Here is a 15,573-nt window from a genome sequence, read left to right as displayed (position 1 = left end):
CCCATGCGCACCGAACAACCGAAGATGATTTACCTGAAGGATTATCAGGCGCCGGATTACCTGATCGACGAAACACACCTGACCTTCGAGTTGTTCGAGGACCACAGCCTGGTCCACGCGCAACTGGTGATGCGCCGCAACCCTGAGCGCGGCGCCGGCTTGCCGCCGTTGGTATTGGATGGCCAGCAGCTGGAGCTGCTGAGCGTGAACCTGGCCGACCAGGAATTGACTGACGCCGACTACCAGTTGACCGACAGCCACCTGACCGTGCACCCCAAGAGCGCCACCTTTACCCTGGACACCACGGTCAAGATCCACCCGGAAAGCAACACCGCGCTGGAAGGCCTGTACAAATCCAGCGGTATGTTCTGCACCCAGTGCGAGGCCGAGGGCTTTCGCAAGATCACCTATTACCTCGACCGCCCGGACGTGATGAGCACCTTCACCACCACGGTGATCGCCGAGCAACACCGCTACCCCGTGCTGTTGAGCAACGGTAACCCGATCGCCAGCGGCCCCGGTGAAGACGGCCGTCATTGGGCAACCTGGGAAGACCCGTTCAAGAAACCGGCCTACCTGTTCGCGCTGGTGGCCGGTGATCTGTGGTGCGTGGAAGACAGCTTCACCACCATGACCCAGCGTGAAGTGGCGCTGCGCATCTACGTCGAGCCGGAAAATATCGACAAGTGCCAGCACGCCATGACCAGCCTGAAAAAATCCATGCGCTGGGATGAAGAAACCTACGGGCGCGAGTACGACCTCGATATTTTCATGATCGTGGCCGTGAACGACTTCAACATGGGCGCCATGGAAAACAAGGGCCTGAACATCTTCAACTCCAGTGCCGTGCTGGCCCGTGCCGAAACCGCCACCGACGCCGCGCACCAGCGTGTGGAGGCGATTGTCGCCCACGAATACTTCCACAACTGGTCGGGTAACCGCGTGACCTGCCGCGACTGGTTCCAGCTGTCGCTCAAGGAAGGCTTCACCGTATTCCGTGATTCGGGCTTCTCCGCCGACATGAACTCGGCCACGGTCAAGCGCATTCAGGATGTGGCATACCTGCGCACTCACCAGTTCGCCGAAGACGCAGGCCCGATGGCTCACGCCGTGCGCCCGGAAAGCTTTATCGAAATCTCCAACTTCTACACCCTGACCGTGTACGAAAAGGGTTCGGAAGTGGTCGGCATGATCCACACCTTGCTGGGGGCCGAAGGCTTCCGCAAAGGCAGCGACCTGTACTTCGAACGCCACGATGGCCAGGCGGTGACGTGCGACGACTTCGTCAAGGCCATGGAAGATGCCAATGGCGCCGACCTGAGCCAGTTCAAGCGCTGGTACAGCCAGGCCGGTACGCCGCGCCTGGCGGTCAGCGAGTCCTATGACGCCGCGGCCAAGACCTACAGCCTGACGTTCCGCCAAAGCTGCCCGCAGACGCCGGACAAGGTGGAAAAACTGCCGTTCGTGATCCCGGTCGAGTTGGGCCTGCTGGACGGCAAGGGCGCCGGCATTGCCTTGCGCCTGGCCGGAGAGTCGAGCGCTGCCGGCACCTCGCGGGTGATTTCGGTAACTGAAGCCGAGCAGACCTTTATCTTCGTCGATATCGCCGAACAGCCGTTGCCTTCGCTGCTGCGCGGTTTCTCGGCCCCGGTGAAACTGAGCTTCCCGTATAGCCGCGATCAGCTGATGTTCCTGATGCAGCACGACAGCGACGGCTTCAACCGTTGGGATGCCGGCCAGCAACTGGCGGTGCAGGTGTTGCAGGAACTGATCAGCCAGCATCAGGCGGGTCAGCCGCTGAAGCTGGATCAACGCCTGATCGAGGCCTTGCGCAGCGTGTTGAGCGATGAGCGCCTGGATCAGGCGATGGTCGCCGAGATGCTGTCATTGCCGAGTGAAGCCTACCTGACGGAAATCAGCGAAGTGGCGGATGTCGATGCCATCCACGCGGCGCGTGAGTTTGCCCGCCAGCAGCTCGCCGAGCACCTGTTCGAAGCGCTTTGGCTGCGCTATCAGGCCAACCGTGCGCTGTCCCGACAGACCCCGTATGTGGCGGCCGCCGAGCACTTTGCGCGGCGCGCCTTGCAGAACATCGCGCTGTCGTACCTGATGCTCAGCGGCAAGCCCGAAGTGCTGGCGGCCACCCTGGAACAGTTCGACGCCTGCGACAACATGACCGAACGCCTGACCGCGTTGGCGGTGCTGGTCAATTCGCCGTTCGAAGCGCAGAAGGCCCAGGCACTGGCGGTGTTCGCGGAAAACTTCAAGGGCAACCCGCTGGTCATGGACCAATGGTTCAGCGTGCAGGCCGGCAGCACCTTGCCGGGCGGTCTGGATCGGGTCAAGGCGTTGATGGAGCACCCTGCGTTCAACATCAAGAACCCGAACAAGGTGCGGGCACTGATTGGTGCATTCGCCGGGCAGAACCTGATCAACTTCCATGCGGCCGACGGTTCGGGTTATCGCTTCCTGGCGGACCTGGTGATCCAGCTGAACAGTCTCAACCCGCAGATCGCTTCGCGCCAACTGGCGCCGCTGACACGCTGGCGCAAATATGACGACACCCGCCAGGCGCTGATGAAGGCGCAGCTGGAGCGCATTCTTGCGTCCGGCGAGTTGTCGAGTGACGTATTCGAGGTGGTCAGCAAGAGCCTCGCATAACGCAGCTAACCCTTGTAGTGAGCGGGCTTGCCCCGCGCTGGGCGGCGCAGCCGCCCCAACAAGGACGCCGCAGTGTTTCAGAAAAACCGAGGTGTCTGGTTATAGGGCGGCTGCGCCACCCAGCGCGGGACAAGCCCTAATGGCTGTCAGTTTAGGCTTAACGCGGTCATTGTGGGAGGGGCGGTGCGACGATTCGACTTGCTCCCGATGGACTGCGTAGCAGGCCCATTTTTGAGGCCGCTGCGCGGCCTATCGGGAGCAAGCCCCCTCCCACAGGTTATCCATCGTCCGCTCTATCTCTTAACTGACAGGCATTAGGGCAAGCCCGCTCACTACAGGCGGGGTGGGGGTGGATGAAGTAAGCCATCGGCTGCTGCCATTTTCTGACAGGGGCCTCTGCTAAGCTGCTGCACTTTTCGCTTTGCCGGGGTCGATATGTCGCGTACCACTCGTCTACTGACGTTGCTCCAAGCCCTGCGGGGCAAGAAACGGCCGGTGACTGCTGCTGTGCTGGCTGCGCAATTGGAGGTTTCGGAGCGCACGCTGTACCGCGATATCGCCGAATTGACGGCATTGGGCGCGCCGATTTTTGGCGAGGCGGGGGTAGGGTATGTACTGCGCGCCGGTCTGTTTCTACCGCCCTTGATGCTCAATGCCGAGGAAACCGAAGCCATCGTGCTGGGCCTGCGTTATGTCGACCAGCGCGGCGATGACGTGCTGAGCCGCGCTGCCGCCAACGCCCTGGCGAAAATTGCGGATGTGCTCGACCCCGCCGCCCAGGAAGCGTTGCGCAACCCGACGCTCTTGCCCGGGCCGCCGGGCTTCGGCTACCCGGAAAACCGCGTGCCGCTCAACGTGTTTCGCGAAGCCATCAACCATCAAGCCAAGTTGCATATCGATTACGCCGATGCCAGCCAGACCCAGAGCCAGCGCCTGATCTGGCCGCTGGCGCTGGGTTTTCTCAATGAGGTGCGGGTCATTGTGGCGTGGTGCGAGTTGCGCGGGGCCTATCGGACCTTTCGTACCGACCGTGTGGCTGCTGCGGCGAACCAGGGCGAGCGCTACCCAGGGCGACGCAGTGACCTGCTGCGAGGTTGGCGCAAGCTGATGGAACAACAGGAATCCGCGCCCTTTACTCCTGACAAAAGCTGACACAAACCTGGCTTAGCATGGCGCCATAAATCACCAAAAAAGGAGCTGTGCCATGTCCCTTCCTGAATTGGCCCCGGCCATCGCGGCCTATATCGAGGCGGCCAATACCTATGACACTTCGGCGGTTGCCCACTGCTTTGCCGACGACGCCAACGTATTCGATGAAGGCGAGCATCAGGTCGGCACCGCCGCCATTGCACGATGGATGGAGGACACTGGGCGTCGCTACCAGCCTCGGGTCGAGGTACTCAAGGTTCAACACCGCACCGGCAAGGTGCTGGTCAGCAATGTGGTGCATGGCAATTTTCCCGGTAGCCCGCTGGAGCTGCGCTACACCTTTCGCCTGAACGAGCAGGGCAAGATTTCACGGTTGGATATCTCGCTGTAAGTCATACTGGCGGCCATGACATTCGACTCTCCACTCGCCGCTTACCAACAGGCCATCAACCAGCAAGGTTTCGTGCCCGACGACGCCCAGCGTCGGGCGGTGGACGCCTTGCAGGCTTGCCACGCAGCCTTGCACCAAGGCCACTCGCCCATCACCGGGGTTTACCTGTGGGGCCCGGTGGGGCGTGGCAAGACCTGGTTGATGGACCAGTTCTACCAGAGCCTGAAAGTACCTGCCCGGCGCCAGCATTTTCATCACTTCATGGGGTGGGTGCATCAACGCCTGTTCCAGCTCACCGGCATTCAAGATCCCTTGCAGGCATTGGCTCGCGAGTTGAGCCGCGAAGTGCGTGTGCTGTGTTTTGATGAACTGTTCGTCAATGACATCGGTGACGCGATCATCCTCGGTCGCCTGTTCCAGGTGATGTTCGAGGAAGGGGTAGTGATGGTCTGCACGTCCAACCAGCCGCCGGAGCAACTGTACGCCGATGGTTTCAATCGCGAACGCTTCCTGCCGGGTATCGAGGCCATCAAGCGGCATATGCAGGTGGTGGCAGTGGACGGCGCTGAAGACCACCGTTTGCATCCGGGAGCCGGCCTGCAGCGTTATTGGGTTAATCAGCCGGAGGCGCTTGCCACGCTGTTCAAGCAATTGAGCGAAGGGCAGGTGGTATCCGACGGGCCGCTCAGCGTGGGCCACCGAAGTCTTGCGGCCGTGCGCTTCAGCGACAGCGTAGTGTGGTGCCGCTATGCCGATCTGTGCGAGCAACCACTGTCGGCAATGGACTTCATGCTGTTGTGCGATCGGTTCAAGGCCATTCTGCTCGGTGAGGTTCCCTGCCTGAGTGCGCAGACCCGGCCGGGCCGCATCGCCCGTGGCACCGAAGATGGTGCGCAGCGTGTCGAAGCCGGAGATCGCGAATTACCGGCCCTGTCGGTGCACGATGACAGCGTGCGGCGCTTCATCGCGCTGGTGGATGAGTGCTACGACCGCAAGGTGCCGCTGTTTATCGAGGCGCAGGTGCCGCTGCAGCAGCTCTACACCGAGGGCTACCTGGAATTTGCGTTCCGGCGTACCTTGAGCCGCTTGCAAGAGATGCAGTTGCAGCGTTTCGGCGCCGGGGAAAAATCCACTTAAAACGTAGTTGGTGCGTTTTGGAAACGCACAACCTTCGTGCTTTCTGTCGGGCATTTGTAGTTAATCTCCTTCATCTGCGTCCGGCTCCACGCTTACAATCCTCGTTCTCAAAGGGAACCGGTTCCCTTGTTGTCGCGATCGAGGAAGGCAATGGACACCCCAGATATCCTGGTGCTGCAAGCCAGCTACACAAACCCTGTGCACGCCGAGGCCATTGGCCAAGTGCTTAATCACTACGCGCAGGACCCGATGGGCGGAGGCCATGCCTTGCCGGCCGACCTGTTGGAGCAACTGCCTGCCGAATTGGCCAAGCGCCCCCACGCATTCAGCGTACTGGCGTTTGTCGGTGGCGAGCCGGCGGGGTTGGTCAATTGCTTTGAAGGTTTCTCGACCTTCGCCTGTCGCCCGTTGGTCAATGTCCACGACGTCGTGGTGATGCAGGCGTTCCGTGGCTTGGGGCTGAGCCAGAAAATGCTGCAGAAGGTTGAAGAGATCGCGCGTCAACGGGGTTGCTGCAAGATCACTCTGGAAGTGCTGGAGGGTAACGCCGTCGCGCAATCGGCGTATCGCAAGTTTGGCTTTGAAGACTCGGTCTTTGATCCGGCCCACGGTCGCATGTTGTTCTGGAAGAAGTCGCTTTAATAAACGCAGGCATAAAAAAGGCGCCATCAAGTGGCGCCAAGTTAACCTTTGCCACAGGAGCGAAGTGGCACAGGGGTATACGGATTAAGTCAGCGTTAAATCAACTTTTCGGAAGCGGCTCTGAACGGTTCTGTTCAACACTGGAGGCTTTTACCGACTTGCCATCGGCGGACGCAGTCTGTTCATTCGTGCCGTGGGTTTGCTGCTGGACCAGGTTGAAGTTGTTGTAGAACTCTTTCGAACGCTCTGAACCGCCTTCGGCAAAGGCAGCGGCGGAAGTCAGGGTCATCAGGCTGGCAAGCATTAAAGTCGAAAGTTTCATGGCAGTATTCCCGTTAAGAGTGAAAGGTATCCAGTCGTTCCGTGATTAGATTCATGGAGCGACTATGGGCCTATCTTATTAACTGGGGGTTAACGCGGTGATGACCCGAAGTTAACGTTTTTGTTAACTTCGGGAATATCGGAATAATCAGTCAATGATTACTTGAGAACGACGTCGGAAGCGTCCGCGGCTTTTGGCTTGAGCAAGCTGAAATCAATCAAGCTCTTCTGCTGGCGTGCATAGGGGTCGCCAATCAAGCGGGGGCGTGGCTTGAAGCTGTCGTTGACCAGGCTCTTGCTGCGGTCCCACTCATCGAAACTCAGCCCGGCCAGGTCGGCCCAGGTGTGGATCAGCTGTGCGCTGCTGTACGGGCGCTGCAAGTCTGCGGCGAAGCTCCAGTCGTGGGTTTCACGCCATTTGGGCGAGGCGTAGGCCATGAATGGAATCGTGTACATCGGCGCTGTCGGTTTGCCCTCGTTACGGCCCAGCGTGCTGTGTCCGGCCGAGTCGTAGACGTCCTCGCCGTGGTCCGACAGGTACAGCAGGAAACCGTTCGGATCGGTCTTGGCGTAGTCCTTGATCAGGCTCGAGACCACGAAGTCGTTGTACAGCACAGCGTTGTCGTAGCTGTTGTAGATCGGCAACTGTTCATCGCTGATGCCCTCGGGCACGCCCTGGCGATCGGTGAATTTCTCGAAGGTTTCCGGGTAGCGGTACTGGTAGCTCATGTGCGTGCCCAGCAGGTGCACCACGATGAACTTGCGCTCGGCGGTATCGGCCAGGGCCTTGGAGAAGGGTGCCAGCACGTCACCGTCGTATTGGCGAGCATTCTGGTTACGGTTGTTGTTCAGGTACACCTGCTCGTCGGCCTGCTCGGAGAAGGTCGTGAGCATGGTGTTGCGCTTGGTCATGGTCTGCTGGTTGGTGATCCAGAAGGTCTTGTAGCCGGCCTGTTTCATCACGCTGACGATCGACGGCGTCTTGAGGTAAAGATCCGGGTTCTCTTCGTCGGCGAAGGTCAGCACCTGTTGCAGCGCTTCGATGGTGTAGGGGCGCGGGGTGATGACGTTATCGAACACGGCCAGTTGGTCGCGCAGCTTGTCCAGCTCCGGCGTAGTGTTGCGCGGGTAACCGTAGAGGCTCATGCGCTGGCGGTTGGTGGACTCACCGATGACCAGTACCAGGGTCGACGGTTGGCCGGCCATGGTGTCCTTGAGGTTTTTCAAGGGGGGAATCTGGCTGGCACTGGTCAGCATGCCTTGCATGTTGTTCAGTTGCTCGGTGTAGCGGCGATAGGCAACGATCATCTGCCACGGCACCGCCGGCTCGATGCGGCTTTCGAAGCGCTCAATCGCTTGTTCCCGGGTGTCGCTGGTGGCGAACTGCTTGACCAGTGGGTAACCGACCACGGCTACGACGATCGCGACGGCGGCCAGTATCGACTGGCCACGAGGCAGGTAGACCGGGCGCAGGCGCGTCCACAGGAAAACCGCCATGGCGGTATGGGCGATGAACGCCAATATGATCCACCAGGCAAAGTATTGGGTGGCATATTCGCCGGCTTCAGAGATGTTCGATTCGAACATGATGAAGATGACGCTCTGGGAAAATTCCTGCTGGTAGATGAAGAAATAACCCAGGCTGGCCATGGAGCATGCCCACAGCACAACACCGATCAAGGCGGCGAGCAGGCGCGTGCGGCGCGGGAACAGCAACATGGGTGCCAGCCACAGCGCGCTCAGGAAGAAGGCTTGCCGGAACCCACTGAAGCCGGACGTGCCGGTCAGTTGGATGAGTAGTTGGGTAATACCCGAGAAATACCAGAAAAACAGAAACAGCCAGCCCAGGCCGGCCCAGTCAAAGCCTTTCGCAGTCGTCGTGCTGCGTTTGAACATCGCCATCCAGCGCCCCATCAGTCAATGATTGCCGCGCACACGCGCACGGCATCAGGCCGCTCGGTAAGTGAGCGGCATCGCGGGTCGGAAGTATCGGGACAGGTATGTGAAAACTTTGTGAGTTTTCTGTAGGCATTGCCTTGCAACGCTCTGGCGTGCGGCGCTTAGCAGAGTGCAGGCTTGGTGCCCGACGGCTGTTCCAGCTGGGCTTGCAGTTGCGAGCGTAGGCGCAGAACCTCTTGCTGCAACTGATCGCGTTCGTCTTTGAGCTGGCGCAGTTCATCGCGACGAACGGTGACGTAGAGGGTTTGCGGCGGTTTGGTCATTTGTACTGCGCTCATTGCTTACCTCGCAAATAGCCGGTAGATCGCGGTGCCGGAGTGCTCGGTTCGAGGTTCTCGGCATCAGTCGAGAGCAAGTCTGAATTCTTTTTTGGATCAAGGGAACTTTTTTATTTTTGGTGGTCGTGTGACTTTTGGTGGGGTGATGTTGAAACGATGGCGACTTTTTTGTCATGAAACTACACGGATCTGCTCTGGACTAATCCTCATTAGCCTCATTGCGCTATAAACTATGTCACACATTTTTTAGTAGTTAGGAGCATCAGCACATGCAACTGGGGATTATCGGACTAGGCCGCATGGGCGGTAACATTGCGCGGCGCCTGATGCTCAATGGGCATACCACCGTTGTATACGACCGTAACGAAGCATTCGTCAAAGGCTTGAGCGAGGAGGGCGCCACCGGCGTTGCCGACCTCAAGGCCCTGGTTGCCGGGCTGCAGAAGCCGCGTACCGTCTGGGTCATGTTGCCGGCAGGCGCGCCCACCGAAGACACCATCAACGAACTGAGCACACTGCTTGAAGACGGTGACGCCATCATCGATGGCGGCAACACCAACTATAAAGACGATGTGCGTCGCGCCAAGGCCTTGGCCGAAAAGGGCCTGCACTACGTCGACGTGGGCACTTCCGGCGGCGTCTGGGGCCTGGAGCGCGGTTATTGCATGATGATCGGCGGCGACGCGCAGACCGTGCAGCGCCTGGACCCGATCTTCAAGAGCCTGGCGCCGGGTCTGGGCAGCATCCCTCGTACCAAGGACCGCGCCGCCGATGCCGACCCACGTGCCGAACAGGGCTACATCCACGCCGGCCCTGCGGGCTCCGGCCACTTCGTCAAGATGATTCACAACGGCATCGAGTACGGCATGATGCAGGCGTTCGCCGAAGGTTTTGACATTCTCAAGACCAAGAACTCGGAAAACCTGCCGGAAGACCAACGCTTTGACCTCAACGTCGCCGACATCGCCGAAGTGTGGCGCCGTGGCAGCGTGGTCTCGTCGTGGTTGCTGGACCTGACCGCCGACGCCCTGGCCACCGACCCGAAACTCGACGGTTACTCCGGTTCCGTCGCCGACAGTGGCGAAGGTCGCTGGACCATCGAGGCCGCCATGGAGCAAGCGGTGCCGGTGCCGGTGCTGTCCACTTCGTTGTTTGCACGTTTCCGTTCGCGCCAGCAGAGCACCTACGGTGACAAAATGCTGTCTGCCATGCGCTTCGGCTTTGGCGGTCACGTGGAGACTTCCAAAAAATGACCGCCAACGGCAAGAAACCCAAGGCCGAACCCGCCCCGCCCACCACACTGTTTCTGTTTGGTGCCCATGGTGATCTGGTCAAGCGCCTGCTCATGCCGGCGCTGTATAACCTCAATCGGGATGGGTTGCTGGGCGATGGCCTGCGTATTGTTGGCGTTGATCACAATGCTATCAGTGACGCCGACTTCGCCAAGAAGCTTGAAGATTTCATTCGCACCGAGGCGGCAAGCAAGGTCAGGGGCAGTGCTGGAAACGCATTGGACCCTGAGCTGTGGGCGCAGCTGGCCAAAGGTATCAGCTACGTCGAGGGCGACTTCCTCGACGACGCGACCTACGCCGATATCGGCAAGAAGATCGCCGAAAGCGGCACCGGTAACGCGGTGTTTTACCTGGCCACCGCACCGCGTTTCTTCAGTGACGTGGTGCAGCGCCTGGGCAGCGCCGGGCTGCTCAACGAAACGGACGAGGCCTTTCGCCGTGTGGTCATCGAAAAACCTTTCGGTTCCGACCTGGCCACTGCCGAAGCGCTCAACGCGTGCCTGCTCAAGGTGATGAGCGAGAAGCAGATTTATCGCATCGACCATTACCTGGGCAAGGAAACGGTGCAGAACATCCTGATCAGCCGTTTCTCCAACGTGCTGTTCGAGGCTTTCTGGAACAACCATTACATCGACCACGTACAGATCACCGCCGCCGAAACCGTCGGCGTGGAAACCCGGGGTAATTTCTTCGAGAAAACCGGTACCCTGCGCGACATGGTGCCCAACCACCTGTTCCAGTTGCTGGCGATGGTGGCGATGGAACCTCCGGCAGCGTTCGGTGCCGATGCGGTGCGCGGCGAGAAGGCCAAGGTCGTCGGTGCTATCCGACCGTGGTCCCTGGAGGAAGCCCGGGCCAACTCGGTACGTGGCCAGTACACCGCCGGTGAGATCGGCGGCAAGTCGCTGCCCGGTTACCGCGAAGAGGCGAATGTCGCGCCCGACAGCAGTACTGAGACCTTCGTTGCCCTCAAGGTGATGATCGACAACTGGCGTTGGGTCGGCGTGCCGTTCTACCTGCGTACCGGCAAACGCATGAGCATCCGTGACACCGAGATCGTGATCTGCTTCAAGCATGCGCCCTATGCGCAGTTCCGCGACACCGAGGTGGATGAACTCAAGCCGACTTACCTGAAAATCCAGATCCAGCCCAACGAAGGCATGTGGTTCGACCTGTTGGCCAAACAGCCTGGGCCGACCCTGGAAATGGCCAATATCGAATTGGGCTTCGACTACAAGGACTTCTTCGAGATGCAACCGTCGACGGGTTATGAAACCCTGATCTACGACTGCATGACGGGTGATCAGACCTTGTTCCAGCGTGCCGACAACATCGAGAACGGCTGGCGCGCCGTGCAACCGTTCCTCGATGCCTGGAAAGAGGATGACGGCATCCAGGCCTACAAGGCCGGTGAAGACGGCCCGGCAGCCGCCGACGCGTTGCTGGCCCGCGATGGTCGTAGCTGGCACGCTCTGGGATGAATGACGCAGCGATTCATCCCATCCGATTCGTCTTGAGTGATATGGACGGGACGCTCTTGCGTCCCGATCATCAGCCCAGCCAACGCACCCTGGATACGGTACACGCGCTGCGCGATGCCGGCGTGCTCTTCAGCCTGGCCAGCGGGCGGCCGCCCAAGGCCATGTTGCATATGATCGAGGCCTTCGGGATCGATGTGCCGGTTGCGGGCTTCAATGGCGGCACGCTGATCAACCCGGACGGCAGCATCCTGGTCGCCCACCACTTGCCGGCGGAGGCGGCGTTGGTGACGTTGGCGCTGTTCTCCGGCGAGCCGGACGTAGAGGTCTGGGTATTTGCCGATGGCGACTGGTTGCGTCGCGACCCCCCAGGTCCGATGGTACAGCGTGAAGCCGATGGTCTTGGCTACGGTCCGAAAGTGGTCGAGAGCTTCGAGCCGTACCTGGATCGGGTCGACAAGATTGTCGCGGCCAGTCAAAACACCCAGTTGCTGGTGGAGCTGGAAGCACGCTTGCAGCCCAAGGTGCAGGGTTTGGCCCAGGTCTCGCGTTCGCAACCGGTTTATCTGGATGTGACGGCCATGCTGGCCAATAAAGGCGAAGCCTTGAAGACGTTGGCGGCGCACCTTGGCATACCGCTTGAGCAGACAGCCGCCATCGGTGATGGCGGCAATGACCCGGCGATGTTTCATGTGGCGGGTTTTTCGATTGCCATGGGCCAGGCGGAAGAAACCGTCAAGCGCCAAGCCAGTGTCGTCACCGGCAGCAATCTCGAGGATGGCGCGGCGCAAGCGTTTGAGCGCTTTATTCTCGCGGCGCGATAAACCCTTAAGTTCCAATGCCGAACTTGCGCTCGCTGTTCTACAGTGAGCGCAAGTTAGCGCAGCGGCTTACTTTGGCATTGCCCAGGACTGCAACTGGTAGCCATCTTTGTCGAGTTCAGCGCGGGCCTGCAACAACAAGTCTTCCAATTGTGCCGGGTCGGTGTAGGCGCTCGACGAAAGTTGTTTGCTGCCAATACGGGTATTAGTGCGGTCGATGACGCTCAGGCTGAGGGCACCATTGCCATCGTGCCAGGCTACGCACTGAAAGGGCTGGAAAGCACGGTCTGCGATCAAAAGAGCTTCGTTGATGCGGAGCGGGGCGTTCATGTGGGTCGTCTCTCTCAATGCCCATTCAAGTGAAATGCCGTCGGTTGGGCTGACCGTGCGGCGGGTTACTTGTACTGATGCACGATGGCGGGGTACGGGTCACATGTTAAAACAAGAAATTTCGACTTTTCCTGATTAGAGTCATGTAAGCGGCTGTTTTGAAAGCTGAATGAAAGTTTGCGCGCGCCGCAACTTTTTTGTAGATGCGCTGAGAAAGTGGCTTTTTGCCGCCTCCTTATAGCGAATTAGTACAAAGCCTGCGTCAAGATCTTGCTAGGGTTATCAGCAGCTGCCACAAACTATTGTTTCTAAATAACTTTAGTCATTTTGACGTCAGGGAATAGTCATGGTTGTTACACCTGTCCAGCGCCGCCTGCTCGTGGTTGACCCCTGTGACGATTGCCATGGGCTGTTACCCGGTTTACGCAGCGCCGGCTGGGAGGTGGACAGTTGCGACCTGGAAGCCGTGGGCGAGCGATCCTGCGATGTCGGCCTGCTGCGTTTGCACCCCTCGCACCTGGAACGCCCGGAGGCGGTCAAGGAGTTGATCAGCCGCAGCGGTACCGAATGGATCGCCGTACTCAGCCAGGATGTGCTGCGCCTGCAAAACGTCGGCGATTTTGTCTGTGAATGGTTTTTCGACTTTCATACCTTGCCGTTCGACGTCTCCAGGGTGCAGGTCACCCTCGGCCGTGCCTTTGGCATGGCGCGCCTGCGTGGCAAATGCCACGCGCGGGTCGACGAGCCCGAGCATGAGCTGCTCGGCGACAGCCGCCCGATCCGCGAGCTGCGCAAACTGCTGGCAAAACTGGCGCCCACCGAGTCACCGGTGTTGATTCGTGGTGACAGTGGTACCGGCAAGGAACTGGCGGCCAAGACCCTGCATCGCCAGTCACAGCGCCATGGCAAACCCTTTGTCGCCATCAATTGCGGCGCGATTCCCGAACATTTGATCCAGTCCGAGCTGTTTGGCCACGAAAAAGGTGCGTTTACCGGTGCCCATCAACGCAAGGTCGGGCGGATCGAAGCGGCCCACGGCGGCACGCTGTTCCTGGATGAGATCGGTGACTTGCCCCTGGAGTTGCAGGCCAACCTGTTGCGCTTCCTGCAAGAAAAACAGATCGAACGGGTGGGGGGCAGCCGGCCCATCCCGGTGGATGTACGGGTACTGGCCGCGACTCACGTCGACCTCGAAGCCGCCGTGGCAAAGGGCTCGTTTCGTGAAGATCTGTATTACCGGCTCAATGTGCTGCAGGTGGTGACTGCGCCGTTACGCGAGCGTCATGGTGATGTAGGGATGCTGGCCAACCATTTTTCGCATTTTTACAGTCAGGAAACCGGTCGTCGTCCGCGCAGTTTCAGTGAGGATGCGTTGGTTGCCATGGGCGAGCACCTGTGGCCGGGCAATGTGCGCGAGTTGGCCAACCGCGTACGGCGCGGCCTGGTGCTGGCGGAGGGGCGGCAAATCGAAGCCGCCGATCTGGGTTTGCAAAGCCGGCAGGCAATCGCGCCAGTGATGGCTACACTGGAAGATTACAAGCACCGCGCCGAACGCCAGGCGCTGTGCGATGTGCTCAACCGGTACAGCGACAACCTGAGTGTCGCAGCCCGTGTACTGGGCGTATCACGGCCAACGTTCTACCGGTTGCTGCACAAACACCAGATCCGCTAGGGCGGGTAAACCAAAAAGCCCCGCAACGACCCTTATCGTTGCGGGGCTTTTTCCTGTCGGGACTTTCCTTTTGAGTGTTCCAGGCTGCAAAGCAGCCCTTTGCGTCAGAAGTAGTACGGGAACTTCAGGCTGAAACTGAACGAAGGCGCATCCGGCGTGATGCCGATGGCCAGGTTCGGCACGATGGTCAGGTTGTCGGAGGCCGCAATGGTCATGCCCACGTTGAAGTAGCCGGCATTGGCATCGCTGGAGACTACCGACTGCCAGTCGCGGCCGTCCGGCTTGAGCTTGCTCTGGCGCTGCACGAGGTCGGACACCGAGAACGACATGCTCATCTTCTCGTTGAGCGCGAAGGCGACGCCGGCGCCGATCTGGAAGCTGTCGCCCAGGCGCACCTTGCCGCCCACTTTCTGGTTGACGTCGCTGCTGATATCGTCAAACGACTCCTCGAAATTGTGGGTGTAGGACAGCGAGCCAAACAACACCGCCGGGTCGAAGGTCTTGACCAGGGAAATACCAGGGGTGATCGACCAGACACCGTTACCCGTAGGCAGGCTTTCGGGCAGGAAAAGGTTGTCGTTGTCGGGTTGCTTGATCAGCTTGATGCCAAACGGGTCTTTACCCGTAGGTGCCTTGACCCGCAGAGAGACCACTGCATCCGGCAGGCTGGGAGTTTCGTCGAGGAATTTGTACGCCACGCCGAAGTTCACGTCACCCAGGGTTGGATTGCGGGTGACTGAAGCTTCCGATGTCGCGGTGGCATCGTTGCCGGCGCCGCTCGACTGGTAGGTCGACTCGCGGTACACCACCGGCGCGTTCACGTCGAACTGCCAACGGTTATCGACGTTGTAGCGCGCGGTCAGGTCAAGGGTCCAGCTATCGGACTTGATCCGGTCCAGGTTGAGATTGCCCAGGAAGATCGAATCCAGCGCCAGGAAACCGTTGAGGGTCAATTGGCGCGCATCGTAGCGGGCATAGGTAATGCCGGTTTCAACGCTGAACTTGCCATTGCCGAAAAAGCCGCTGGCTTCGTTATAAAGGTTGCTCACACTTTGCGCGGGGGCCGAATCATCCTTGAGAGACTGCCCGTAGGAACTGCCGCCGCCTGCCGCGCCTCCGGACGCCGCTGCGGCACCTGTGCCGGCGACAGCCGTGCCGCCTTTCTTGAAGTCGGCGGGCGACTTGACCAGGCGGCGCGGCGCGGGTGTTGCCGGTTGGTCTTCGACCTGGCGTACGCGCTGTTCCAGCACCGCGAGGGCTTTTTGCTGCACTTCGTAACGCTGTTTGAGCTCGAGGAGCTCCTGTTTGAGGGTTTCGACATCGGTATCTGACGCTGCATACAACATGGATGCGGGCAGGAGTGTACTCAAACAGACCACCGCACGTAGCGATAACGATCGTTGCATGAAATAAGCCGTCCTTTTAATGCTTAAGTGTCGAGG

14 protein-coding genes are annotated in these 15,573 nt (G+C 59.7%); 9 read left to right on the top strand and 5 right to left on the bottom strand.

Going from position 1 to position 15,573, the window contains the following annotated elements; genetic code table 11:
• Positions 1-3: 3 nt before the first annotated feature.
• The 5 genes from pepN (at position 4) to C9383_RS17685 (ending at position 5,980) form a co-directional block, all read left to right on the top strand.
• Positions 4-2,661 (top strand): aminopeptidase N, encoded by a 2,658-nt coding sequence (pepN, locus tag C9383_RS17705; RefSeq protein WP_090371475.1) that lies wholly within the window; start codon positions 4-6, stop codon positions 2,659-2,661.
• Positions 2,662-3,096: 435 nt separating this feature from the next.
• Positions 3,097-3,813, top strand: coding sequence for a helix-turn-helix transcriptional regulator (locus C9383_RS17700; RefSeq protein WP_090371471.1), 717 nt, complete (start codon positions 3,097-3,099; stop codon positions 3,811-3,813).
• Positions 3,814-3,865: 52 nt separating this feature from the next.
• On the top strand, positions 3,866-4,201 hold the full coding sequence (locus tag C9383_RS17695) for a nuclear transport factor 2 family protein (protein WP_090371469.1): 336 nt from the start codon (positions 3,866-3,868) through the stop codon (positions 4,199-4,201).
• A gap of 15 nt (positions 4,202-4,216) precedes the next feature.
• Positions 4,217-5,338 (top strand): cell division protein ZapE, encoded by a 1,122-nt coding sequence (gene zapE / locus C9383_RS17690; RefSeq protein ID WP_090371467.1) that lies wholly within the window; start codon positions 4,217-4,219, stop codon positions 5,336-5,338.
• 150 nt (positions 5,339-5,488) lie between these two features.
• Positions 5,489-5,980 carry a GNAT family N-acetyltransferase gene (locus tag C9383_RS17685; protein WP_090371465.1) on the top strand — a complete coding sequence of 164 codons (492 nt, stop codon included), beginning with the start codon at positions 5,489-5,491 and terminating at the stop codon, positions 5,978-5,980.
• Between the two features lie 100 nt (positions 5,981-6,080).
• Here the strand turns inward: C9383_RS17685 and C9383_RS17680 are convergent, their stop codons facing one another.
• From C9383_RS17680 to C9383_RS28210, 3 genes are all read right to left on the bottom strand, one after another.
• Positions 6,081-6,302, bottom strand: coding sequence for a hypothetical protein (locus tag C9383_RS17680; RefSeq protein ID WP_060757102.1), 222 nt, complete (start codon positions 6,300-6,302; stop codon positions 6,081-6,083).
• Positions 6,303-6,460: 158 nt separating this feature from the next.
• Entirely contained in the window at positions 6,461-8,203 is a 1,743-nt protein-coding gene (locus tag C9383_RS17675) for a phosphoethanolamine transferase CptA (protein WP_090371463.1), read from the bottom strand.
• A 158-nt stretch (positions 8,204-8,361) separates the two neighbouring features.
• Positions 8,362-8,538: a DUF6026 family protein gene (locus C9383_RS28210; protein ID WP_158510695.1), complete on the bottom strand. Its 177-nt coding sequence runs from the start codon at positions 8,536-8,538 to the stop codon at positions 8,362-8,364.
• A 269-nt stretch (positions 8,539-8,807) separates the two neighbouring features.
• On the opposite strand from C9383_RS28210, the gene gnd reads away from it, so the two are divergent.
• From gnd to C9383_RS17660, 3 genes are read left to right on the top strand one after another with little or no spacing between them, the layout of a single operon-like run.
• Positions 8,808-9,791 carry a phosphogluconate dehydrogenase (NAD(+)-dependent, decarboxylating) gene (gene gnd, locus C9383_RS17670; protein ID WP_090371461.1) on the top strand — a complete coding sequence of 328 codons (984 nt, stop codon included), beginning with the start codon at positions 8,808-8,810 and terminating at the stop codon, positions 9,789-9,791.
• The gene (gene zwf / locus C9383_RS17665; RefSeq protein ID WP_090371459.1) at positions 9,788-11,311 is read left to right on the top strand and encodes a glucose-6-phosphate dehydrogenase; all 1,524 of its coding nucleotides are present in this window, start codon (positions 9,788-9,790) and stop codon (positions 11,309-11,311) included. The genes gnd and zwf overlap by 4 nt, the downstream gene beginning before the upstream one ends.
• Positions 11,308-12,132: an HAD family hydrolase gene (locus C9383_RS17660; RefSeq protein WP_090371457.1), complete on the top strand. Its 825-nt coding sequence runs from the start codon at positions 11,308-11,310 to the stop codon at positions 12,130-12,132. The genes zwf and C9383_RS17660 overlap by 4 nt, the downstream gene beginning before the upstream one ends.
• Positions 12,133-12,198: 66 nt before the next feature.
• On the opposite strand, the gene C9383_RS17655 is transcribed toward C9383_RS17660, so the two are convergent.
• Positions 12,199-12,459, bottom strand: coding sequence for a hypothetical protein (locus C9383_RS17655; RefSeq protein WP_025857279.1), 261 nt, complete (start codon positions 12,457-12,459; stop codon positions 12,199-12,201).
• 346 nt (positions 12,460-12,805) lie between these two features.
• Here C9383_RS17655 and C9383_RS17650 point away from each other — a divergent pair, with 346 nt between their 5' ends.
• Positions 12,806-14,131: a sigma-54 dependent transcriptional regulator gene (locus C9383_RS17650; protein WP_090371455.1), complete on the top strand. Its 1,326-nt coding sequence runs from the start codon at positions 12,806-12,808 to the stop codon at positions 14,129-14,131.
• Positions 14,132-14,235: 104 nt separating this feature from the next.
• On the opposite strand, the gene C9383_RS17645 is transcribed toward C9383_RS17650, so the two are convergent.
• On the bottom strand, positions 14,236-15,537 hold the full coding sequence (locus C9383_RS17645; RefSeq protein WP_090371452.1) for a hypothetical protein: 1,302 nt from the start codon (positions 15,535-15,537) through the stop codon (positions 14,236-14,238).
• Positions 15,538-15,573 lie beyond the last annotated feature (36 nt).

This window comes from Pseudomonas palleroniana, from assembly GCF_003031675.1.
GTDB classification, from domain to species: domain Bacteria; phylum Pseudomonadota; class Gammaproteobacteria; order Pseudomonadales; family Pseudomonadaceae; genus Aquipseudomonas; species Aquipseudomonas palleroniana.
This window is presented reverse-complemented; position numbering and strand designations above follow the sequence as displayed.

Bases quoted from the DNA above. Each gene is read 5' to 3' on its own strand.
- C9383_RS17655 (WP_025857279.1), bottom strand. From the start codon at position 12,459: ATGAACGCCCCGCTCCGCATCAACGAAGCTCTTTTGATCGCAGACCGT.
- C9383_RS28210 (WP_158510695.1), bottom strand. From the start codon at position 8,538: ATGAGCGCAGTACAAATGACCAAACCGCCGCAAACCCTCTACGTCACC.
- C9383_RS17645 (WP_090371452.1), bottom strand. From the start codon at position 15,537: ATGCAACGATCGTTATCGCTACGTGCGGTGGTCTGTTTGAGTACACTC.
- pepN (WP_090371475.1), top strand. From the start codon at position 4: ATGCGCACCGAACAACCGAAGATGATTTACCTGAAGGATTATCAGGCG.
- zwf (WP_090371459.1), top strand. From the start codon at position 9,788: ATGACCGCCAACGGCAAGAAACCCAAGGCCGAACCCGCCCCGCCCACC.
- C9383_RS17675 (WP_090371463.1), bottom strand. From the start codon at position 8,203: ATGGCGATGTTCAAACGCAGCACGACGACTGCGAAAGGCTTTGACTGG.
- C9383_RS17660 (WP_090371457.1), top strand. From the start codon at position 11,308: ATGAATGACGCAGCGATTCATCCCATCCGATTCGTCTTGAGTGATATG.
- zapE (WP_090371467.1), top strand. From the start codon at position 4,217: ATGACATTCGACTCTCCACTCGCCGCTTACCAACAGGCCATCAACCAG.
- C9383_RS17685 (WP_090371465.1), top strand. From the start codon at position 5,489: ATGGACACCCCAGATATCCTGGTGCTGCAAGCCAGCTACACAAACCCT.
- C9383_RS17700 (WP_090371471.1), top strand. From the start codon at position 3,097: ATGTCGCGTACCACTCGTCTACTGACGTTGCTCCAAGCCCTGCGGGGC.
- gnd (WP_090371461.1), top strand. From the start codon at position 8,808: ATGCAACTGGGGATTATCGGACTAGGCCGCATGGGCGGTAACATTGCG.
- C9383_RS17650 (WP_090371455.1), top strand. From the start codon at position 12,806: ATGGTTGTTACACCTGTCCAGCGCCGCCTGCTCGTGGTTGACCCCTGT.
- C9383_RS17695 (WP_090371469.1), top strand. From the start codon at position 3,866: ATGTCCCTTCCTGAATTGGCCCCGGCCATCGCGGCCTATATCGAGGCG.
- C9383_RS17680 (WP_060757102.1), bottom strand. From the start codon at position 6,302: ATGAAACTTTCGACTTTAATGCTTGCCAGCCTGATGACCCTGACTTCC.